This window comes from Sphingobacteriales bacterium (genome assembly GCA_016706405.1).
Lineage (GTDB): Bacteria > Bacteroidota > Bacteroidia > Chitinophagales > UBA2359 > BJ6.
The window spans coordinates 1,110,886-1,133,837 of sequence record JADJJT010000001.1 but is presented as its reverse complement, the minus strand read 5'-3'; the positions used below and the strand labels follow the sequence as shown (position 1 = coordinate 1,133,837).

Here is a 22,952-nt window from a genome sequence, read left to right as displayed (position 1 = left end):
CAAACAATGTTTTTTTACTATAAATACAGTATATTTTGGTTAAAACTTTTCCCCGGAAATTGTAAGGTACGAAGTTTAAATCATATAAATAGGTAAAACAAATACACAGGTCAATGTTTTGAGAGCAAATTATTAATAGCTTTGTTTAATAAGGTTTGATTGTCTGCTAAGTTGGGGTTAAGTTGCGCGGGTAAGCCCTGGTACTTAACCGCTTCTTCTAAGGCTTTAGCTATGTTTAACCGGTGTTGTGGTTGGGTGTAAAAAAACTGTTTTTTCATAAATTGTTTTGCCAAATACAGTTGTTCGGTTTGCCCCGGCGTTGGGCAAAAGATGGCTTTTTTTTGTAGCACGGCAAGGTCCATAACGGTACTGTACCCACTGCGGGCTATTATTATTTGAGCATTTTTAAGGTGGTGTTGTAGTTGTTGGGTGGGCAAATGGGGGGCAATTTGCAGTAATGGTGTTTTTGGGTGCGGTTTAATAGTTGAATTATTTTGTGGCTGTCCTTGTAGTAGTAAGGCTGTTTGGTTAGTAGTAGCACAAAAGGCAAGCAACTGGTTTTGCATAATTGCTTCGAATTGGGTGCGCAAAGGCTCAGGCCCCGAAACTAAGGCTACTATTGACCACGCTGCCGCTGTATTTGTATTTTTCTCTGATGAAAAATAGGGCTTAGAGGCATTATCGTTATTAATATTATTATCATCCGGATAATTAAACCGGCTAAGCGGCCCTACAAAAACAAATTGTTCGGTCGGCAAAAGGTGTTTATGCGCTAACTCTCCGGATAGATTCGCTTGAGGGTGTGGCCAGTCGGGTATCCAGCAATAATTAAATTTGTTAATAAGCTGCCTATTAAAACGCTGAACCAAAGGTTGCAACCATTTTATAGGGTGGGGTAGGTGCAAAAATACCTGATGGGTAATTATTACCGATGGTATTTGTGAGTGGTAACAACCGTACCTATTGTCGGAGATAATTGCCGTAATATTGCCATGTTTTTGAAGTAAATTTTGTGTTGCCAACTGCTCGGCTTTAATTTGTTTTAGCACGTGTGGCGCTTGGGTAAGGGCATCGAGCCATATATGTTTGCCCGTGTAGCGTATATTATAGGGCGGTAATGGCTCGGCAGGCAAGCTCGGAAACTCGGTTTGCAATAATTTTAAAGATAACCCATCGCTGGCAATTATTACTTCGGCACCATTTTGCTGTAAGGCGCGTATTACCGGAATACAACGGGTAGCGTGGCCTAAACCCCAATTTAAAACAGCTACTAAAATGCGCGGCATAATATAGAATAACAATTTACTACCTTTGTGCAAAGGTATTGTAATTTACTAAGTCTTGACCTGTTATGTTTTTGTTAATGCGAATAAATGCGGTTAGTTTTTTTATTGTTTTTTGCGCCATCGGCTGTATTGTAATTGTTGCCGGATTGTTGTTGCCATCGAAGTTTAGCGCCGAGGCAAGCGCTACTATTGAAGCGCCACAAAATGTAATTTTTAAACAGTTAAGCAACGCAAAAAATTGGGAGGAGTGGAGTGTTTACAGCCCTAAAAATACACCCGGATTAAAAACCTTTTACCCCAAACCCGCTATTGACGAAAATAGCACTGTCATGCAGTTTACTTCGGCAAAAAATGGCGAGGGGCAGTTGGTATTGGGCGAGGGGTTTGCGCTTGAGGGGCAAAATTATACCGTAAAACTTGAAAAAGCCAATTTACTGCTAAATGGCAAAATTAGCTTGCAACCTTTTGATAGTACAACTACTAAGGTAAATTGGCAGGTTCAGGGGCAGGTGGGCAGCAATCCGTTGCGCCGTTATGTGGCAATTATTACCCAATATGCCTTAAAAAATGAAATGGAAACCTCGTTGGTGCGACTTGCCGCCGCTTGCCAAAAAAATAAAAAAACTTTTACTATTACGCCGCCATAACAATTTTACTAATCTAAGCAGTTCTTAAAATGCTTTTCATTTTTTTTCCTTTTGCTAATTCGTCCACTAATTTGTCGAGGTATCGCACTTGTTTGGTTAAAGGGTTTTCAATTTCTTCTACTCTATAACCACAAATTAGCCCCGTTATTAAATGAGCATTCGGGTTTAGGGTTGCCTCGTTAAAAAATACTTCAAAACTTACTTTTTGGTCAATTAACGATTGTAGTTTTTTTTCGTCGAACCCAGTTAGCCATTCTATAACCTGATGCAGTTCTGCTATTGTCCTGCCTTTAGACTCAACTTTCCGGATGTATTGCGGGTATATTTCGGCAAAGGTTATTTTGGCCATACGTTCATTGTGTTGAGGTGTTGTTTTCATGTTGGTATTATGTCTATTTAAGTTTTTCTAAAACGCCTTTTCGTTTGATAATGTTTTTATAATCCCATTGAATTTCTTTTGATTTATTGAGCCAGCGTTTTAGGTCGTTCAAGTTAATTTCCGGAATATTATTGTAAAAAATAGAAGCATCTTTAAATTTTTTACCTTTATAATTTAGAAGTTCTTCGTCAAAGTCGGCGCCGCTCCAAAACATTAGCCGCAGTCCATTTTTTTGCAAGCTGTAGCCAACTATGGGGTTGTCGTTTAAAAACCAAACGGGGTGGGCGTGCCAAATTTTATGGGTTGCTTCGGGTAATTCCGAGCAAATTGTTTGGGCAAGTAAGTCGCAAATTTCTTTGTAGGGCGAGGTTTGCTTGTGGTTATAAGTTTGTGTTTCTGTATTCATTTAGTTTGTTGTGGTGATTTATTTGACGGTTAAAACTAAAAGTCCGGAAATAATGAGCAGTGCGCCAAAGGCAATTTTAAAAGTTAGTTGTTCGTTTAAAAAAATAAAAGAAAGCAATAAAGTAATAATAATGCTTGCCTTATCAATAAGGGCTACCTCAGAAACTGCCCCAATTTTTATGGCTCTGTAATAAAATAGCCACGACAAAGTTGTAGAAATAGCCGAACAACCTAAAATAAAAACATCTCTTTTTGTTAAGTTCGAAAAATCTTTAATATTGTTGTTGGATGAAAAGATAATCATCCACGCAAATATAAATACAAAACTTGACCGAATGGCAAGTCCGGTGTCTCCGTTTATGTTTTTAAGTCCGGCCTTGGCAATTACGGCGGTAAACCCTGCAAACACCATCGAAATAAGGGCAAATAATTGGTATTGTTTCATGTAATATTCATCATCCCCAAGCCACTAACAGCAAAACACTTACCCCAAAGGCTAATAATAAACAAATGGCTAACCACCGTTCGCGGCGTTGTATATGTGTTATTTGCTGGGTTTCTGCGTTTTGGGGGAGGTTTTTAAGGGTGTTTCCGGATAAAATAACTTGTAAAAGTACAAAAGCTAACAAACAATAGGCTACTACATAAATTTTATCCATCAAAACCATGTGGCCTACCTCGGGCAGAGCTGTTTGATAGGATTGTTGTAAAAATACAGTTGTAAGCAAACTGCCAATGGGCAAAGATATGCGGGCATCTAAATAGTTTGGGTTTAACAGTAGCGCGCCCAAACTGGCCAACATAACTATAAACAAGGGCAAAAGCAGTTTAAAAATAAAATAATTAACGGGGCGTTCAATACCTACGGTAAAGGTACAATTGCTGTATGCTTGTCGCCCTATGTCGGGGTTGCCAAAATCGGTATCGTAAAAATTGTTTTGCTGGCTTAATTGTACGGCGTTAATGTTCCATCCGGGCATTATAAATCCATTTCGTTTTTTTACATCTTCGTTAATAGGCACATAAGTAAGCGAGTCGGCGGGGTAAGTTGTATTTTCTATTTGAATATTTAGGTTGTGTTTATCGAGCGGGAAGTGCTCAAGTAAAAACGAATGAAAAAAACGTCCTTCGACCCTGTAACCGTTATAATTATAGCCATCGCTAAGTACTTGTAAGGTGTCGTAAAAAGCGGTTTGTGTTATTGACCATTTTTCGACCGAGTTTACAAACTCAATGTCCATAGGGTCGAGTTCGCCTTTCCATTTAAACCAAATATAAAAGTCGGCGTAATACGAGTACTCGTTTAAGTTTAGGTCGTAAACATTCATTAAATACACGCCGGTGTAAACTAACTGCGGTTGTTTGGTAGTGGCGGTGGTATTGCTGCTTTCTGCACGGGTATTTGTGGTGGTAAGGGTTAAGATAAGTAGTAGTAAAATGTGTTTCATATTGTTGGCTGATGGCTGATGGCTGATGGCTAATGGCTAATGGCTATTGGCTAATGGCTGGTGGCTAATGGCTGAAGGCTAATGGCTGAAGGCTAATGGCTGATGGCTAATGGCTAATGGCTAATGGCTAATGGCTGAAGGCTGATGGCTAATGGCTGAAGGCTGATGGCTAATGGCTGAAGGCTAAAGGTTGTTGAAACTAAGTCCAGGTTCGGTTTAGATTTTCGGTATTTTTGGCGATAAAGGCTTTTTCCAAATCAATTTCAAAATAGTTTGTCAAGTCGAGCAGGTAGTTTAACACATCGGCAAACTCGTTTTCTAAAGCTGTTTTATTGGCAGGTGGCGTTTCGTTTGATGCCCATAGTTTGGTGGTTTTTCTTATTTCTTTTGCCAATTCGCCTACCTCTTCAATAAGCAGCAACATTATTTCGAGGTGGTTATTTTTATCCCAGCCTTTTTGGCGGCAAAGTTCGGCTATAAACTGCTGAAGCTGGGGGAGGGTGGGTTGTTGGGGTAGTTGGGGCATTTTGTGGAGTGGTTGGCTGATGGCTAATGGCTAATGGCTGAAGGCTGATGGCTGATGGCTAATGGCTGATGATATTATAATTCAAAATTAAATCCGCTTTTTATTAGTTGCTCGTATTTTTGTTCGTCAAAACTATAGAGTTGGGCGGCGCGGTGTGCTACGTGTTGTTGCCTTTCGCCTAATTCTTTTAAGATGCCTAAACGTTGTAGTTTTTTTCTAAAATTGCGTTTATCTAAGCCTGTTTTGCCTGCTTTTATAAGCTCGGGGGCTAAAATAAGTTCGTAGAGTTTTTGCAATGCCGATAGCGGGAATTTTTTAGGCAGCAACTCAAAACCAATAGGCACATAACGCAATTTGTTGCGCAGGCGGGTAAGTGCGGTTTCTAAAATCAAGGGGTGGTCAAAGGCTAACGAAGGTATATTGTTTACGTCAAACCATTCGGCTTGGTTGGCATCGGTGGCGGGTTTTGTTGGCGGGGTGCTTCGCAGGTTAATAAGGGCATAATAGGCTACCGATACTACCCGTCCACGGGGGTCGCGGTTAGGCATACCAAAGGTAAAAAGTTGTTCTAAAAAAATATCACTCAATCCGGTTTCCTCTTCTAATTCGCGCTTGGCTGCAGTTTTAAGGTCTTCGTCCATTTCAACAAAACCTCCGGGCAAAGCCCATTGGTTTTTAAACGGCTCGCTATTGCGTTCTATTAAAAGTACACGCAGCGCTTCATCAATATTGTCGTAACCAAACACTACACAATCTACTGTTAAGGCTGGGCGTGGGTACTCGTAGGTATAAGGCATTTGTTATATTTAGATTATAGTAAAATTTAAGGTGCGAAAGTTAAGGCAAAAAGCACAAAGTTTATTTAAAATCATCCGGATACTTTATTTTTTAACCAAATCCGGAAAAAATGCCAATTTTGCACTTATTTTACCTTTAAACATAACATATTATTAGAATTGACGTTTATGATATATTATCCGGATAAAAAAACTTCTCTCCTTCTCAAACCGCCATTTATTACAACATGAAAAAGTTGGTTTTTTTTATTGCACCAACAATATTTCAGCTTCTTGCAATTAGCTGTTTGTTGTTTTTATTTTTAATATATGGTTGCAACACTAATAATACTACGGCACCGCAAGCTGAAACCCCACAACAAAATGCCGATATTGGCAATAATGCTTCGCGGCAGTTACTTACGGGGTTATGGCGGGCAAAAATGGATTTACCCGGCCCCAATAATGATAGTTTTGGTGCAAGCGACCTGCCTTTTAACTTTGAACTTGCCAAAAACAATAACGGCCAGTATGTGATGACCATTATTAACGGCCCCGAAAGAATTGAAGTAACCGATTTTACATTTAAAGACGATTCGGTTTTTATTAAATTTCCCTATTACAACTCCGAGATAAAAGCGCAATTTAACGAGCGCCGTATTTTAGGCGAGTGGCATAATTACGCCAAAGGCCCCAATTACTACTTGCCTGTTTATTGTGTGCTTAACGATAGTGCGCGTTTTCAGGTAAGCGTTGTTGACCTCGACTTGCCTGTTAATGTAAACGGCAAATGGGAGGTGCAGTTTATTGCCACCGACCGCAAAAGTAAAACCGATGCGCTGGCCGAGTTTAAACAAAACCAAAACCACGTGGTTGGCACTTTTTTAACACCAAGCGGCGATTACCGCTATATGGAGGGCACCGTTACCAATAAAGGGCTTATGCTCTCGTGCTTTGACGGGGCACATGCCTTTTTAGCGAAAGGAAAACTTGATGAGGCCGGCAATATAATGGGCGAGTTTTGGTCGGGCAACCACCTCCACGAAGAATGGTGGGCCAGCCCCGACCCGGAAGGCAAAGCCATAATGCCCAATCCGGAAACCCAAACAAAGTCCAAAAAAGCAAATACACAGCTTAGTTTTTCCCTTCCTAACGTGAATGGGCAAACCGTATCGTTAAGCGACCCAAAATATAAAAACAAAGCCGTAATTGTTCAAATTATGGGTAGCTGGTGCCCAAACTGTACCGACGAAACCAAGTTATTAGTAGATTTATACAACAAATACAATGCACAAGGGCTCGAGGTAATAGCCCTGGCCTTTGAAACCCAAACCGACCCTGCCCAAGCTACCGAACAATTAAAAAAATATGCCAACTATTTTAAAATTCCTTACGAAGTATTGTTGGCTGGGCAGCCCAATAAACAAGGAACTGCCAAGGCATTGCCCGAGCTAACCGAAATTAAAGGCTATCCCACCACTATTTATATTGACAGAAACGGAAAAATTGCCAAAATTTATACCGGATTTAATGGGCCGGCAACTAGCAAATACCAAGCCGAAGCAGCCACCATTGCCGCCTTTATTGAGAAACTTTTACACAACGAACCGGTATAATCTGCTAATTTGTTAATTTTGCATTGGCTTATCCGGAATTTTTTGCCCCTCGTTGTTGTTATGCCCACATATAGTAAAAATTAGGCTGTCTTCATCGTTAATACAAAATAAATATACTTGTTTTATTATGCTACATTGCTTTTGTTCTTTTAAATCTCACCAAAGTACCAATATTTTTTTTAATGGTTTAACAGCAATATTGCTATTTGCCCTAACCCTAAGTTTTGCCCCAACTAAACTTGAGGCACAAAACCCACCTCCGCCACCCAAATCTAGTAATACACCAAAGGCAAAGGCAGCGGGTAACTTTAAAATTTCATTAGGTGCCTTTAAAACGATACAAACCGAAAAACTGCCCGAATTACAAAAAATAGGTACGGTAATTACCGAGCCGGCCCCCAATGGATTAATACGTTATTTTGTTACCGGATTTAAAACAGTTGCCGATGCCGAAGTTCAATTACCCAAACTGATAAATTTGGGATATGTTGACGCTAAAGTGATACAAGCCTCAAAACAGGATCCGATTAATACTGCTACCACAACACCGGATATTACTACCCCATATAAAATTCAATTAGGCAATTTTAATAGCGTTGATGTGCGCCATTTTAGTCGTGTTGCCGAGTTAGGCGATGTTACAAGCGATATTGACAATGGAAAAGTGCGTGTTTATGTTGGTGTATTTACAGGCCGGGCTACCGCTCAAAATGTATTGACAAAAGTGCGCGAACTGGGCTTTCCCGAAGCATTTTTAAAACCATTGACAGCCAATAGCCAATAGCCAATAGCCACCAACCAATAGCCAATAGCCAATAGCCATCAGCCAATAGCCACCAACCAATAGCCAATAGCCAATAGCCAATAGCCATCAGCCAATAGCCACCAACCAATAGCCTTATGAAGTTTTCAGATATTATTGTTTTAGCATTTACGGCAGTGCGGAGCAATAAATTGCGTGCCTCGCTTACCCTAATGATTATTGCTTTTGGTTTAATGGCTTTAGTGGGCATACTTACCGCTGTTGATGCCATGAAAGCAGGTTTAAACAGCAATTTTGCGACTATGGGGTCAAACTCGTTTACCATTAGGCAAGCCAACGAAGAATTGGGCACCCGCCGGCGTGGACGCAAAAAAACAGAGACTATGCCCATTAATTTCGACCAGGCTAAAATGTTTAAAGAGCGGTTTACCTATCCGGGTATAATTTCTATATCGGCAATGGCAGGTTTTGGCACAACCTTACAATACGAAAAAGAAAAAACAAACCCAACCATAAGTATTACCGGTGGAGATGAGAATTACCTGCAAGTTGCTGGCCTTGAGGTAGAGTATGGCCGCGATTTTAACGAAAAAGAGCATCAAACCGGCGAAAAAGTTGTAATAATTGGCAGTGGAGTAGCCAAAAAACTGTTTAACAACAAGCCTAATAAAGCCATTGACAAAACCATTTCAATAGATACACGCCGATTTAGAGTGGTGGGCGTTATTAAATCGAAAGGTTCGAGTAGTGTGTTTAGTAGCGATGATATAGCGGTAATTCCAATACAAATCTGCCGAAATTTATATGCCGGAAGCAGCACTTCGTATGTTATTACCGTAGCGGTTGGCGAAGTTTACGAAATAAAACCTGCATCAAGCGAGGCCGAAGGTTTAATGCGCAGTATCCGCAAATTAAAACACCAGGAAAACAACGATTTTGAAACCTCAACAAGCGATGAACTATCGAATTTACTTATTGAACAATCGGGGTATATTACCAGCGCAGCAACAATAATTGGCCTCATAACCTTATTGGGCGGCGCAGTGGGCTTAATGAATATTATGCTGGTAGCTGTGGCCGAACGCACCCGCGAAATTGGGGTTAGCAAAGCACTTGGGGCCAATAATCGCACAGTTTTGCTTCAGTTTTTAACCGAGGCAATATTAATTTGCCAACTTGGTGGACTATTGGGTATGGTCTTAGGTATATTGGCAGGCAATATAGTGTCGTTATTTTTAAAAGGCCCCTTTGTAATACCTTGGCTTTGGCTTCTGCTGGGTATTGTCATTTGCTTTGTTGTAGGTATAATATCGGGTATTTACCCCGCAAGGCGCGCCGCCTTAGTTGACCCCATCGAGTCGTTGCGGTACGAGTAGATTTTTTTCTCATCTTTAAACCATAATTGATTAATTTTGCCCTCTATTTATGGTAGTCTAAGTACAAAAACTGCCTTTGCCCAATTAGGTATGGTATGCAAAACTTTATAAAAATTTGCCAAGAAGCCCAGCAAAATAGCCAACTGCTGAAAATTACCCTTAGCAATCCAAGTACCAATTTGCAACTGCCTTTGGCTTTTCCGGAAAATACTGCCATAGACATACCTTTATCCGGATGCAATAATATTTATTTCAGACCTATTTTGCTAAAGGCGGGTTTCCATTTACAGGCAGTGTACAGGTTTAAAACCAAAGATATTACCAAAAACTACCCAATTTCTTCCGGATGGTTGCTGCTTACACATTTATTAACACATCATGTTTTTAATACAGCAAGACTTTTTTCCACTCAAGCTGACACAGAAATTAATAGCCAAAAAAAAGGACAATGGCAACTAAAAACCTTTGCCGCCACCCAAATAAAACCAACTCATACAGCGCATAACCGAACTAAAAATTATTTATTGCCAACCGACCAAATTTGGTGGTATTTGTTAGGCATTACCAATACTAATGGCGAGGTGCTTAAAAATATGCAGGCCAAACACCGGCAAATACAACGCTATATCGAAATTATCCACCACCTGTTGCAAAACAATCCATTGCTAAGCAAACAATTGCATATTGTGGATATGGGGGCGGGTAAAGGATACCTCACTTTTGCCTTATATCATTATTTAATCCAACAGCAACAGAGCAATTTACAACCTCAAATTACCGGAATAGAACTAAAAGAAGAATTGGTAACGCAAGCTAACAAAATTGCCCAGCAATGCCAGTTCGAAGGGTTGCATTTTATATCCGGAGCCATTAAAAACTACCAACCCAACACCAACCATATTAAACAACAAGAAGAACAACCAAACCCCGACCTGCTTATAGCATTACATGCCTGCGATACCGCTACTGACGATGCTATTGCGCTGGGTATTAAACTACAAACTCCTGTTATTATATGTGCGCCCTGCTGCCACAAGCATTTGCGCCAGCACCTGCAACCCACACCGCTGTTGCAACCATTACTGCGGCACGGTATTTTACTCGAAAGGCAGGCCGAATTACTTACTGACGGATTGCGCGCCTTAATTTTAGAGGCACATGGTTACAAAACCCGGGTTTTTGAGTTTGTAGCTACCGAACACACCCCCAAAAATGTACTTTTAGTGGCCGAAAAACAAACCTCAAACCAAAATACAAATGCAGACGAGGCAAATAATAATAAAAATAGTAACGAGGTTTGGCAAAAAATTGCCGCCCTTAAAACTAATTTCGGAATTACCCAGCTTTATTTAGAACAGTGGTTGAGGTAATGTAATTTCATTCGTATTTATCTTTCGCTATGCACAGCCAATTTTTCACCAATTTATTTGATTACCAGCATCATTTTAACCAGTTGCTGATTGCCAAATTAGCCACTAATCCTAATTTCCAAAAAACCTCCGAAAAAGCTATACTTTTGCTAAACCATACCATTAACACCCACCAAATTTGGAATGCACGAATTATGCCAAACGACAGCGAAACAAATTTTGGCGTTTTCCAAATTCATCCAATCGAAGATTTACCCAAAATAGACCTTAAAAACTATCAACAAACGCTACAAATTATACAATCTGTACCTTTGCAGCAAATTATTACCTACACAAACACAAAAGGCGAACAGTTTAGCAACACAGCCCAAGATATTTTGTTTCATATAATTAATCACACAACTTACCACCGCGGGCAAATTGCCACCGAATGCCGCATAAACGGTATTGAACCTTTAGTAGCCGATTATATTTTTTATAAAAGAACAGCTAACTTTGTAAGCCCATAACCAAACAAAGCGATTTTTTAGGCATTTTTTAACACGATACGGCAGTTTATTGCCATCAATTATCCGGATAATAAAATTATGAAAGCAAGAAAAAACAACTCGACCAATAAAAAAGCGACAACAGGAGCAAAAAATCAAATCCGGAAAAAATCAAATCCGGAGGGTATTGCCAATACTACAATTAATAATAAATCATCCGGTAAAAAATCAAATCCGGAAAAAAATGCCGAAAGTGCACCTTTAAATAAAGGAGTCAATAAAAATTCAACTAAAGGCAACAAAGTTCGCAAAACGTCGCCCACTTCCGGAAAGCCATTTGCCAAAAACCTGCCCGCAACGGCTAAAAAACCGGCTACTACAAAAACGCTTCGCCCGCAACCCCTCCCCGAAGATCTTCGATACTATGTTTGCTACAAACCTTATGGCATGTTGTGCCAGTTTACCAACGAAAAAGACAGCACTCACCCCGTTTTGGCTGATTTGCATGGCTTTGAAACCGATGTATATGCAGTTGGCCATTTAGACCGCGACAGCGAAGGCTTATTGCTGCTAACAAATGACCGTGAATGGAGTAGCCGTATTGCCCACCCTATTAAAGGACTTACCCGCACGTTTATGTTGCAGGTCGAAGGCGATATTACCCCCGATGCGGTTGAGCAACTGCAAAAAGGGGTACTAATTACTAATAATGGCAAAATTATGCGCACTGCCAGTGCTGTCGCCCAAAAATTAAATACCTCCCCAGCACTGCCCGAACGCAACCCTCCCGTGCGCTACCGAAAAGCCATCCCTACCAGTTGGGTAAAATTAACCACCAACGAAATTACTAACCGGCAAATGCGGCAAATGACGGCTGTACTTGGCTTTCCTACCTTGCGCTTGGTACAAACAGGATTTGGCCCTCTGCAAATTGCCGATATGACCCCACGCCTCGTGCGCGCCCTAAATGAAAAAGAAGTACAAAAATGTGCTGCTGACGTAAAATAAGAAATAAAACCTTTTATTTTAGCCCACAACATTTTTATTTACTTTACTAAGGTCCTGCTTTGTATAACGAGTCAATTTGGCTTGAATTTAGCAAAAATGGGTATATTTGTAAGTCTTGCACATAGTTTTGAGCTTGGGGCAGTACCCCCATGGCAAACACCCCCGATTGGTACTCGGGAACAAAACCCGTATCGGCTAACTGGCCATTAATATACACTTTAAATGTTGAGCCACGCGCCCCGCCATACTGACTTATAATAATATGTTGCCATTTATTGTTGGATAAAAATGGCGTTTCAACGGGCAGGTAGGTTTTTTCGGTAGTGTTGTCAAAAATAGTTTGATTGAGGCTATGATAACCTATTTTGAATTTTGCGCCATTTGAGTTGGATTCAAAAGGTGTTAAATAAAGGCCGTATTTACTGCTGTTGCCGCCCTGTAAAATGGCATTGTCGCCGGGCAATATCCATACCGATATGCTAAAGGGTGCATTAGCCGGAACGGTTTGTAAAGTGTCGCAAAAAAAATCGTTATAAAGGTTAAGGTTGGGTTTGGCGCCGGGCAATGGCTCGGCGGTTCGTACAATACGAACGTAACTGCGTGGGTTGTGGCCTAAGTGCAATTCCCATTCGGGGAGTTGTTGGTAGTAAGGTTTTAACCAGGCATATTTAGCTATAAATGCGGCTTGGTCGGCGGGTTTTAAATAGGGTAGTTGCGTTTGTTCGATGTACATTTTATAGCCCCCGTCTGTAAGTACTAAATAATGTGCATGAGCGGCTTCGGGGCGTTTGTCGGCATCAAAAAATATACCGGCAAAAAAAGGCTTAAACCCACCGCGGTCTGTCCAAATGCGCAGTTGAGAGGCGTTGGGTTGGGCGTTTAAAAATTGTGCTACTTCGTAGCCACCGTGCCCTTGTACCATAGTTACGCTTCGGTTGGTAAAATTAATGATATTAGTAAAATGCAGCCCAAAGGGTGCCACCCAAAATGTTTCGAGGGTTGTAATAGCAAGGGCAAGAGGCAAAACCCAATTAGGGCGTGGCAACAAGCATAAGCCTTCAATGCCAATGAGTAAATACATGGGCATTAAAATGGCCTGGTAACGAGTTGCACCCCAAATACCTAATAAGGCTAAACCACCTAAGTATGCCAATATAAACAATATGGCCGATAGTTGTAAATGCGAGGCTTGTTGTCGGTTAAGTAAGCCATAAATACAGTAAGCTCCAAAACCTGCCACAATGGCAAACCCTAACATATACAAGGCGTTGTACCCAGATATTAACAGCGATGAACCAAAACTGGTACTAAAATAAGTACTAATTTTAGCACCGTATTTTTCGACTTCGTAATTAAACAACAAAAAACCTAAAAATTGATTTAGGAGTAAAAATAGTAGCCCGAAGGCAAAAAATCCGGATAAAACCCTTAAAAACCAGTTGTTTAATGCCAATTTGTTGCGCAACCACTCCGAAATATGCCCTCGCAAGAGCCAAAAATCAATTACTAAAAACACTGTAAATCCCATTACAGGCAGCCTTACCGGGCGCAATGCCTTTGAGCCTATGGTGCCGCGCCACAGTTCGTTGAGGTTTGTCCATGCCGCCGGAAAAACAATCCAATAAGTTATAATTGAGATGAGCAAAAGTAAAGCCAGGCCATATAAGCGTTGCCTAAATACTAGGGGGCAACATGGGGGCTTTTTCGTTGTTTTTATCGGTATGAAGATAAAAAAGGTATCCGGATAGTAAAAAAAATGGGTAAAAAATTAGCGTATTGTATTTAGATAACATTGCCAATCCCATAAAACATCCGGATAAGAAGGCGAATTTATAATATCCTGTTTGCCAAAACCTATGAAAAGCCAGCCAGGTAACCAGGGCTGCACTCCAAGCGGTAGCATCGGCATTTACCATTTGCGAAACGCCAATTAACAAGGGGCAAACTACTATTGCAAACAGCCATAATGCCGCTTTTTTTTGCCCTAACAAAGGTTTGCAAAGTTGGTAGGCTATAGCTATACACGTAGCACAAAATAATACAATGGGTAATCGCCACCAAAAGAGGTAGTGATGTGCGTTGGTGTAGTCGTATTGGTTAAAATTGGTGAACAGGGTTACAACTCCCGATAACAGTGCTGTAATAAAAGCAGGTTTGTCGCTTACAAAAGTGCGGTCCCACTCGCAGTTGCGCAATGCCTCGTACAGTTGAGGTACTGCCTTGTATAAAAAGTGTGGTTCGTCAACAAAAATAAATTTACCTAAATGCGGCAGGGCAAGAGCTAAAAACAAAATTGGCCAAACCACCCATTTTTTGACTATTTTTTTAATAATATTATTAATAATAAGGTGCAACTGCCATTGTTTGAGTTTGTGTTTATTAAGGCGCAACGACATTGTATTATTAAAATATTAATATTAGTGTTTAAGTTAATTGAGTGGGCATCTATGACGTATTATTCTGTTTCATCAGTTTTGGTGTCAATTTTTTCGCTGGTTTGGTCGCCGCCAATTTGTTGGCCGTTTTTGTAGGTTACGGTAGTACGCAAAACACCATTAGGTTTGTACGCTTTAAATACACCGTTTTCGGTGTCGTTGGTAAAATTGCCTTCCCATTCGAGTTGGCCATTTTTGTACCAGCGTTTGCTGCTTCCTTCTCGGCGGTTGGCAATAAAATTATTTTCGGCTTTTTTAGTGCCATCTTCGTAAAATTGGGTAGCGAGGCCGTGTTTTTGGTTGTTTTGGTAGGGTACACTTGCCCTTATTTTGCCCGATTTTTCATAGAAAGTTATTTGCTCGCCTACAATTTGGCCGTTCTGGTAGGTTGTTTCGCGTTTTACCGTGCCCGATTGGTAGTATTCAGTTACTTTGCCTTGCAGTTTTCCATTTTCGTAATTTTCAAGTAGTTTAGGTTTGTCTTCTTCGCGCCATTGTGTTTCGTACCAAATTTTGCGTTTGCCAATTAAAGTATCGTTTTTGTAAGTAGCTTCGATGCTTTGTTTGCCAGTTTTGTACCATTCAAGGGCTTTGCCATTTTTTAGGCCGTTTTCGTAGGGTATTTCCGATTTCTTTTTGCCATTAATAAACCATTCTTTGCTAAGTCCGGTAAGTAAACCGTTGGCATAGGTTTCTTCTAATATTTTAGTGCGTTCGGTATTTTCGGCCCACATAGTTTTAGTTCCTTCGCGGTTGCCGTTGTTGTAGGTTTCTTCAAAATACGGAAGCCCGCTTAAGTAAAAACCTTTTGCCAAACCATGTCGTTTGCCATTTTGATACGATTCCTCCAATACAATTTTGTTATTTTGTTTTTTTATGGCTTTTCCGGAATAGGGTTTATAATCGTAGTATATAGAATCGCCGCGTTTTTCGAGTTGGGTAATTTCGACTCCGCCTTTTAAACCACCACCACTGCATCCGGATCCGGATAATATCAGAACGCTTAGTATAAAAATCATACCACAATAAATAATGTTTATACCGGATGTAAAATTCCACCGTCTGCAATCACCAAACGGTTTAAAATTGCAATAATCATTATAATAATAAGGAGGCAAAATTTGAACAAAAAAATAGTTAGAAAACTTCATGGTCTTGATTGTGCAATGTTTTTGCGGCCAAAGATAGTAGTTTAAGGCCAAAATCCGGATATAAACGGGCTGTGAAGGAGGTAAGACCTACAAAATACTGCAAATCGTTTGAGCTTTTTTAGCTGATTTAAAAGTATTAAGAGGAACTCGGTTTGCCTGAATAATTTTTGATTTTTTGGGGCAACAGAAATTTAGTTTGACCATTTATTTAAGGTTTTTTGAGCAAAAATATATTAAACTTTTCAACGCAATTAATGACCTTTTAAACCAATATAACTTCGTATGGAGATTATATCCATTATTTTATGTTTATATGTTTTAAAACTAATGGCGTGATAATGATGGTGTGTTATATAATGTTAAATGAGGTTTGGCATCATAGGCATTTTTGAGTTTTTTCTGAGTGTTTACTTCTTTTTGAACTAAAATTTTAGGTTTGTAAGTTTTTTTCCCCTACATTTGCGTTTTAGTAATAAAAACATCTCCAAACACTTTATTGAATTAAATTAAGTAAGTATGAAAGTACAATTACACGTACTGTTATTTTTTAGTGCTATTACTTTTGCACTATATAACAGCCCAGTTGTTATGGCACAATTTCCATGTGGCACACAACAACTCACAGATTGTAACTGCGAGGGAACAGGTATGTTGATAGCCGACTCGGCACCTTGCTCGTTTGGTACAGTCGAAAACCAATTATATTTATTGGTTGATGAAAATGCTGCCGATGTAAACGGAGATCCGGATGATGGCTTGGTTGACCAGGTATCAACATCGGGCGGCTTTGAAAACGTAACCACCGGCGATTACGTTATGTACTCCTTAGTGTACGCTTTAGCCGATGCAGCTACCGTTGAAGCCTATGCTGCCATTGATGCCGATTTAAGTGGGCTAAAGGCACTTGGCACTGAAACAACACCAGGTACCTGGGAGTCGGCAAGCCCAATGTTTGTACTAACTGCCACCCCATTGGCCACTGTAAACGGCGATGAATGTGCTTGCCCCACGCACCAAATTTCGGGTGTTGTATGGCTCGATACTAACGGCAATGGCAAATTTGATGCCGGCGAACCCCGCCCTGCCGATGTAACCGTTGTTCTTTATGATTCTGACCCCGCCTTAGACGGCAAAACTTCAGCTATTGTTGGTACCACCACAACTAGCGCTAATGGATTTTATGCTTTTGATGGTTTGGCTGATGGTCAATACTGGGTAGGCGTTGACCCCGAAACCTTGCCCGACAATAACCAGTACTTTGTATCGCCAGCTAATGGTGCCAACGATTTTGAAGACAACGACTTGGTTATTTACGACGAATCGGCTTTACTTGGCGCAGCAGGCCCACTTACTGTTACAGATGGTGTATTTGATCTTGCAAACCAAAATACCGACTTGGCATACGTAAACAAACCATCGGTTTTAGCAGTTAATTTACTCGACTTTTATGGCATGGTTAAAACCACTGGCAACGATATTTATTGGAGTACTGCTACCGAGTTAAACAACGAAACCTTTATTTTAGAACGTTCGACAGATGGCATAAACTATACACCAATTGCAAGTATTGCCGGCTCGGGTAACTCTAATATTGAAAAACAATATCAGTATTTCGATGAAAATGCGCCAATTGGCATATCGTATTACCGCTTGCGCAGTGTTGATACCGAAGGCAATATTAACGCAATGGCTAAAGTAATCGTTTTAACCCGTCAGAATGGCAATTTTGGCCTTGTTGAGCTATTCCCGGTTCCAGCTAACGATATCATTAATATCGCATTTAACAACCCAAGCCAAACAGAAGTACAAATTACTATTTTTGATGTAGTTGGCAAACCAATGGCTACACATAGAGCAAGCGATTTGGGTTACGTTAAGCACACATTTAATATTGCCCATTTGCCCTTTGGTATGTATGTAGTGGTTATTACCAATGGCAACGAAACCACAATTAGCAAGTTTACTAAACAATAAGACCTTATTTATTGGCACATCATATATTATATGGTGTAAAACATAAAAAATGCCGGCAAACCAATAGTTGCCGGCATTTTTTTATTTGGTCAGGTTAAGGAGTGAAAAAACAGGCCAATATTGTTCAGTAATTAAAATAATACATTTTTGCGGTATGGTTTTTGCAATAAGTAAAACTGTAAAAATGAATAAGCAAAAACAGATAAACAAAAGATAATGTATAGTAAAAATTTGCAACCAAATGCGCAATAAAAACATCACTCGTAAAAGCAATGCTCAATAAGACTTAATTAATGTTTACAAATCTGTTTGTGTAATTTAAAATTATAAAATTGAGCTATAGCCAATAATGCCCCAGCTATTCCGGTAATAAGATGTTGGTGCATCGCTAAACCAATCGTTATTCCGGAAAGTCCAAGAATGAATAATATCAATGGCCATTTGTTTTTATGTAATTTTACATCTTTTTGTAAACTGTAGAGCCCTAAAAGCGTGACTAATGGTATAATAATATAGTCAAAATAAGAGTGAGAAAAATTGGCAATGCCCCAAGTCGAAGCTATTAGAATTAAAACGGGCATAGCCAAACAATGTACAGCGCAGGCAAGCGAAAGCCAGGAACTAAGCCACTGTAGTCGGTGATATTTAAACATGTAAAAAAAATGTGTTTGGGTGTGCAAATATATTAGTTAGTGAAACTTAAAAATGCTTTTTGCAATAATGTTGCAAAATTACATTAATACCCGCAAATAAACAATTTATTGTTTGAAATATGAATTTAAAAACCGATTTTTGTGTTTTAAATCGCTATTTTTGACTTTTGCACAACTTTATTTGATTTAAACAAAAAAAAAACCACAATTTGTTTGATTATTGGCAACTTAAAACCTATTTTTGCTCCTTGATAGACTAAGGTAAAATCTACTTGGCTAATAATAAAATAAAAAAATTAACCAAATACAATAACCATAATAATAATAGTGGTATATTTAGGCGTTAATTCCATATAAACTACTAAAATTAAATAAGCTAATAACTTTATTATATTACTTTAGACCTATTCGTATCCAAAGCATAAAATTATTATAAACATAAAAAAGATGACTATGTTAAGTAAAAATTACCTGCTTTTTGCCCTACTCCTATTATTTGCAGGAGTAATGCCGCTCATGGCGCAAGATGATGCACAGCCTGATGCAGCTAAAAGCGAGGAATCAAGTGATACCAGCGCTACAGGCGAAGGTAAAAAATGCGAGTATCCCTACCCGGAAGTTCGCACTGAAGAATATCGCGATTTTGTTCCTCAAAAACGCCACGACCAACAAGACAAATTTATGGACAGGAAATACAACTACCCTGCCCGCCCTCGCAATATGTGGGAAGTTGGTCTGTCGGTTGGCCCACTATTAGTTAGTGGCGATATTAAGACCGGATTGGGGAAAATGAGCGCCTCGGGTAATTTTAGCCCTAAACTTGGCTTTGGACTGCATGTGCGCAAAGCTTTTGGTTATATTTTCTCGTTGCGTGCCAGCTACATGATGGGTACTACTTGGGGCCGTAACTGGCAACCCACCCGCGGATGGGCAGAAAGTTCTATTAACACCGATCCCTATTTTATTCCTAACCGCTCTTTAGTTGGTAGCGAAGATAATACTGGCTCGGTATATACCCGCTTTGAAGACGATGGCACAAAAGTTCCAGACTATACCATGGCATTGCCAAACGGTCAAAAATATGGCAAAACGATATTTTATAACTATAAAACCAAAATCCGCGAGTTAGGCTTGTCGGGTATTGTAAACATCCATAATATTCGCTTCCATAAACGTCAAACTTGCATCTCGTTATATGGTTTAGTTGGTATTGGTGGTACTGCTTACCGCACTTTCCAAGATATGTTGGGCGAAGATGGCAATGAATATAATTTTGACCCCTTGGTAGCCCAATACACCGATTTGGTTAACGAAGCTCGTGCAAATGAAGACTTTGACTTTTCGGTACGCAAAGAAATGATGTCGGCAATTGACGAAACTTTAGATGGCAAATTCGAATCGCAAGCCGAACGCCATTGGGATGATTTTACCCCATTTAAAAAATATTCATTTAAACCCACAGCCCATGTTGGTACTGGTATAGCCTTCCGTTTGGGCCGCCGCGTAAACCTTGGTCTTGAAACACGTGTTAGCTATACTAATGATGACCTTCTTGACGGTCAACGTTGGGAAGAATGGGGCGCTTTAACCCGCGATTATGATACCTATGTTTATACAGGTGTTAATGCCAACTTTAATATTGGCAGCAAAAACTCAGTTGAACCTTTGTGGTGGATGAACCCCTTGGATTATAGTTACCAAGAGTTGAACGAAGCCCCTTGCTGCGAAGATTTACCACCTCCTCCGGATTTGTCGGATGATGATAATGACGGTGTTCCAAACTTATTTGATGTAGAACCCGACTCACGCGAGGGCTGCCCAGTTGATACCAAAGGCCGGATGCTTGACAGCGACCGTGATGGCGTATTAGACTGCGACGACAAAGAACCACATACCCGCTACAATATGATTGACAAAGTTGATAAATATGGCGTAGCCCCTGGTATGACTTGTAAAGATTTAGAAGGCAATATTTGCGATTGTGTTAAAGCTTGTACTCCGCCACCAGCTCCTAAAACTTGCTGCGACCGCGTAATGCCAAACGTCCTATTCGACTCGAACCGATATGGCGTTAAACCTGAATTCGAAGCGCAATTAGCTATGATAGCCGGTATGATTAACTCTTCAGAGTGTAGTAACGACCGCTGGGCTGTTGTAGGTAATACTGATGTTCGCGAAGGCAGCAACAATTATGGCAATAAATTATCGTATAACCGCGCACAAGAAGTGATAAATATTTTAACAACTAAATACGGTGTACCACGCCACAAATTAACGTTAAAATATCAAGCTGCTACTATGCCAGTTATCGGTGGTTTGTCGGCTACAAGTGCCCGCAAAGGTTTAGATGCCGAACACGCCCTTAACCGCCGCGTTGAAATACGTTGTGTTTATGGTGGCGAAAGTGATATGGCAATGCCCGCAGGTCCTAAAAATGCAGGCCGCCGCTAAACAAATATACTAATTGATATTTATTTCAACTGATTGAGTAAGAGTAGTAATTACAGTCAATAATTTAAGCGGTTGATTTAAAGAAAATTAAAATTGAAAAGCCGTTTGTAGTAACAACTGCAAACGGCTTTTTGTATTTTTATCCGGATATAGTATTGTTTTCGATAAAAGCTTAATTTTACACACTATTTTCATTTGTTCGTCTATATATAAATCTCCTCACCCAATTATGTACCAAACACAAATAAAAATTGTCGCTCTATTTTTAGGCTCTATCTTTTTTTTGCAAGACAGCATCTACGCTCAAAATAATCAAAAAGTCCATTATCGGGAGCAACAGACTGCACACGGAGGCGAGGTGCATTTACCAATAAATGGAGTGTGTTTATCAGAGAAGGCTCGTGAAATAATAAAAAATCAAATCCGGAATAATATTAAAAAATTAGGGCTGCCTTTTTCGGCTACTGCAAAAACAAATACTAGTTCGGCATCTATTCTATTAAATTGGCCACTTGCTCAGATAAATGGTTTTAATTATAATAGTTATTATGGGATTGGCAATTTTGTTGATCATGATAGTTCGAGTCCTGGTATTTTAGATTATACTTGTAATAGTCGTACTTACGATGGCCATAAAGGAACAGATTTTTTTACTTGGCCTTTTAGCTGGCACATGATGGCCGATGAGCAAGTTGCCGTTGTTGCTGCTGCCCCCGGTACTATTATTGGCAAAAGCGACGGCTATTTTGATGAAGAATGCGAATGTATTAACTGGCCTTGGAATGCCGTGTACGTACAACATAGTGATGGCTCGGTGGCATGGTATGGACATTTAAAAAAGTTTAGCCTAACTGCTAAAGCCGTAGGTGAAACGGTAGAAACAGGTGAATACTTAGGGATTGTAGGCAGTTCGGGCTGCTCGACTGGGCCACATTTGCATTTCGAATTTTATGCCAACCCAGCCCAAACTATTTTAATTGACCCCTTTAGTGGCCCTTGCAATACCCTAAACCCCGATAGTTGGTGGGAAAATCAACGCCCCTACCACAAGCCCACTATTAATACATTGCTTACTCATGATATTCCTCCTGTTGTTAATTTTGGTTGCCCCGCCAATAACGACCAAAAAAATACTGATAACTGTTTTTTACCTAGCGAACTTGCCTATTTTGCTATTTATCTTGCTGACCAAATTGCAGGTACACAGGCGAGTTTTAAAATAAAAAAACCCAATAATACTGTTTGGAAAGACTGGAATTTTTATTTTTCGGATACTTATAATGCCTCGTGGTGGTATTGGTCGTATTTTTTGCCAGCTGCTGCCGAAGGTGGCACGTGGATTTTTGAGGCTACTTATGCCGGAGAAACGGTAACCCATCAATTTTTTGTAGATAACAATCTTTCTATTTCCGGAGTAGCAAACCCTTGTAACGGAACATCATATTTATATACAGCAACCTTAGCGCCAACCGGCTCGTACTACAACTGGACAGTTACTAATGGCACTATAATTAATGGGCAAGGCGAGCAAACTGTCGAAATTGTTTGGAATAATACCGATAGCACCGGGCAAGTGCTGGTAAGTATTACTGTGCCCTGAGTATCATAAGCATTGTTTTAATGTGTTTGGCGGAGCAAGAGCAAGTATTCAATTAATTCGTTTGGAGTATTGGTAAAATGGATGTATTGCAGTACGGATTTGTCTATAAAATCGAATTGACAAAATTGTTGAATTAGGTTTTGTAAGCTGTTGTAATAACCATTGACATTAAGCAAAACAATGGGTTTTTGGTGTAAACCAAGTTGCCGCCAGGTTAAAATTTCAAAAAATTCATCCATAGTGCCAATACTTCCGGGCAAGATAGCAAAGGCATCGGCAATTTCAGCCATTTGCGCTTTACGCTCGTGCATAGTATTGGTTAATATAAGTTGGGTAATATCTATCTTTCCAACCTCTTGGTCCATTAAAAAATGAGGAATAACACCTATGACCTCGCCGTTGTTTTCCATCAAATAATTGGCCATTACACCCATTATGCCTACGCTGCCGCCGCCATAGACCAAACTAAAATTGTTTTGCACCATTAATTGTGCGAGGTCTAATGCCGATTGCGCATAAATAGGGTCGTTCCCAACGCGCGAACCACAAAAGACACATAGTTTTTTTGCCTTCATATTGTATTGTTAAAATGTATATTGT

22 protein-coding genes are annotated in these 22,952 nt (G+C 39.9%); 10 read left to right on the top strand and 12 right to left on the bottom strand.

Annotated features, from left to right (window positions below):
* Window positions 1-110 precede the first annotated feature (110 nt).
* A complete protein-coding gene (locus IPI59_04355) occupies window positions 111-1,286 on the bottom strand; it encodes a glycosyltransferase (GenBank protein MBK7526785.1) in 1,176 nt (391 codons plus the stop codon).
* Window positions 1,287-1,351: 65 nt separating this feature from the next.
* Here IPI59_04355 and IPI59_04350 point away from each other — a divergent pair, with 65 nt between their 5' ends.
* Window positions 1,352-1,933 (top strand): hypothetical protein, encoded by a 582-nt coding sequence (locus IPI59_04350; protein MBK7526784.1) that lies wholly within the window; start codon window positions 1,352-1,354, stop codon window positions 1,931-1,933.
* A 13-nt stretch (window positions 1,934-1,946) separates the two neighbouring features.
* Here IPI59_04350 and IPI59_04345 read toward each other — a convergent pair whose 3' ends face one another.
* From IPI59_04345 to IPI59_04320, 6 genes are all read right to left on the bottom strand, one after another.
* Window positions 1,947-2,312, bottom strand: a complete 366-nt coding sequence (locus IPI59_04345) for a DUF2200 domain-containing protein (protein MBK7526783.1) — start codon at window positions 2,310-2,312, stop codon at window positions 1,947-1,949.
* 13 nt (window positions 2,313-2,325) lie between these two features.
* The gene (locus IPI59_04340; protein ID MBK7526782.1) at window positions 2,326-2,718 is read right to left on the bottom strand and encodes a DUF1801 domain-containing protein; all 393 of its coding nucleotides are present in this window, start codon (window positions 2,716-2,718) and stop codon (window positions 2,326-2,328) included.
* An 18-nt stretch (window positions 2,719-2,736) separates the two neighbouring features.
* Window positions 2,737-3,162: an EamA family transporter gene (locus IPI59_04335; protein ID MBK7526781.1), complete on the bottom strand. Its 426-nt coding sequence runs from the start codon at window positions 3,160-3,162 to the stop codon at window positions 2,737-2,739.
* Between the two features lie 10 nt (window positions 3,163-3,172).
* Window positions 3,173-4,165, bottom strand: a complete 993-nt coding sequence (locus IPI59_04330; GenBank protein MBK7526780.1) for a hypothetical protein — start codon at window positions 4,163-4,165, stop codon at window positions 3,173-3,175.
* Between the two features lie 199 nt (window positions 4,166-4,364).
* Window positions 4,365-4,691, bottom strand: a complete 327-nt coding sequence (locus IPI59_04325; GenBank protein MBK7526779.1) for an RS21-C6 protein — start codon at window positions 4,689-4,691, stop codon at window positions 4,365-4,367.
* Between the two features lie 74 nt (window positions 4,692-4,765).
* Entirely contained in the window at window positions 4,766-5,488 is a 723-nt protein-coding gene (locus IPI59_04320) for an NUDIX hydrolase (GenBank protein MBK7526778.1), read from the bottom strand.
* A gap of 227 nt (window positions 5,489-5,715) precedes the next feature.
* Here IPI59_04320 and IPI59_04315 point away from each other — a divergent pair, with 227 nt between their 5' ends.
* The 6 genes from IPI59_04315 (at window position 5,716) to IPI59_04290 (ending at window position 12,088) form a co-directional block, all read left to right on the top strand.
* The gene (locus tag IPI59_04315) at window positions 5,716-7,083 is read left to right on the top strand and encodes a TlpA family protein disulfide reductase (protein ID MBK7526777.1); all 1,368 of its coding nucleotides are present in this window, start codon (window positions 5,716-5,718) and stop codon (window positions 7,081-7,083) included.
* A 127-nt stretch (window positions 7,084-7,210) separates the two neighbouring features.
* Complete coding sequence (locus tag IPI59_04310; GenBank protein MBK7526776.1) at window positions 7,211-7,867, top strand: SPOR domain-containing protein; 657 nt, start codon at window positions 7,211-7,213, stop codon at window positions 7,865-7,867.
* A gap of 116 nt (window positions 7,868-7,983) precedes the next feature.
* On the top strand, window positions 7,984-9,222 hold the full coding sequence (locus tag IPI59_04305) for an ABC transporter permease (protein MBK7526775.1): 1,239 nt from the start codon (window positions 7,984-7,986) through the stop codon (window positions 9,220-9,222).
* A 95-nt stretch (window positions 9,223-9,317) separates the two neighbouring features.
* The gene (locus IPI59_04300; protein MBK7526774.1) at window positions 9,318-10,592 is read left to right on the top strand and encodes an SAM-dependent methyltransferase; all 1,275 of its coding nucleotides are present in this window, start codon (window positions 9,318-9,320) and stop codon (window positions 10,590-10,592) included.
* Between the two features lie 29 nt (window positions 10,593-10,621).
* The gene (locus IPI59_04295) at window positions 10,622-11,101 is read left to right on the top strand and encodes a damage-inducible protein DinB (GenBank protein MBK7526773.1); all 480 of its coding nucleotides are present in this window, start codon (window positions 10,622-10,624) and stop codon (window positions 11,099-11,101) included.
* 78 nt (window positions 11,102-11,179) lie between these two features.
* A complete protein-coding gene (locus IPI59_04290; GenBank protein MBK7526772.1) occupies window positions 11,180-12,088 on the top strand; it encodes a pseudouridine synthase in 909 nt (302 codons plus the stop codon).
* A gap of 46 nt (window positions 12,089-12,134) precedes the next feature.
* Here the strand turns inward: IPI59_04290 and IPI59_04285 are convergent, their stop codons facing one another.
* The 3 genes from IPI59_04285 to IPI59_04275 are packed head-to-tail and all read right to left on the bottom strand — an operon-like array spanning window position 12,135 to window position 15,542.
* Complete coding sequence (locus tag IPI59_04285; protein ID MBK7526771.1) at window positions 12,135-13,733, bottom strand: hypothetical protein; 1,599 nt, start codon at window positions 13,731-13,733, stop codon at window positions 12,135-12,137.
* Window positions 13,734-13,761: 28 nt separating this feature from the next.
* Window positions 13,762-14,484 carry a glycosyltransferase family 39 protein gene (locus tag IPI59_04280; protein ID MBK7526770.1) on the bottom strand — a complete coding sequence of 241 codons (723 nt, stop codon included), beginning with the start codon at window positions 14,482-14,484 and terminating at the stop codon, window positions 13,762-13,764.
* 59 nt (window positions 14,485-14,543) lie between these two features.
* Window positions 14,544-15,542, bottom strand: coding sequence for a toxin-antitoxin system YwqK family antitoxin (locus IPI59_04275; GenBank protein MBK7526769.1), 999 nt, complete (start codon window positions 15,540-15,542; stop codon window positions 14,544-14,546).
* Window positions 15,543-16,190: 648 nt separating this feature from the next.
* On the opposite strand from IPI59_04275, the gene IPI59_04270 reads away from it, so the two are divergent.
* Complete coding sequence (locus IPI59_04270; protein MBK7526768.1) at window positions 16,191-17,648, top strand: T9SS type A sorting domain-containing protein; 1,458 nt, start codon at window positions 16,191-16,193, stop codon at window positions 17,646-17,648.
* A 290-nt stretch (window positions 17,649-17,938) separates the two neighbouring features.
* Here the strand turns inward: IPI59_04270 and IPI59_04265 are convergent, their stop codons facing one another.
* On the bottom strand, window positions 17,939-18,301 hold the full coding sequence (locus IPI59_04265) for a MerC domain-containing protein (GenBank protein MBK7526767.1): 363 nt from the start codon (window positions 18,299-18,301) through the stop codon (window positions 17,939-17,941).
* A 447-nt stretch (window positions 18,302-18,748) separates the two neighbouring features.
* Here IPI59_04265 and IPI59_04260 point away from each other — a divergent pair, with 447 nt between their 5' ends.
* Both IPI59_04260 and IPI59_04255 read left to right on the top strand, forming a co-directional pair.
* Window positions 18,749-20,752, top strand: a complete 2,004-nt coding sequence (locus IPI59_04260) for an OmpA family protein (GenBank protein ID MBK7526766.1) — start codon at window positions 18,749-18,751, stop codon at window positions 20,750-20,752.
* Between the two features lie 229 nt (window positions 20,753-20,981).
* Window positions 20,982-22,352 (top strand): M23 family metallopeptidase, encoded by a 1,371-nt coding sequence (locus tag IPI59_04255; GenBank protein MBK7526765.1) that lies wholly within the window; start codon window positions 20,982-20,984, stop codon window positions 22,350-22,352.
* Window positions 22,353-22,369: 17 nt separating this feature from the next.
* Here the strand turns inward: IPI59_04255 and IPI59_04250 are convergent, their stop codons facing one another.
* Window positions 22,370-22,927: a TIGR00730 family Rossman fold protein gene (locus IPI59_04250; GenBank protein MBK7526764.1), complete on the bottom strand. Its 558-nt coding sequence runs from the start codon at window positions 22,925-22,927 to the stop codon at window positions 22,370-22,372.
* Window positions 22,928-22,952: the final 25 nt, after the last annotated feature.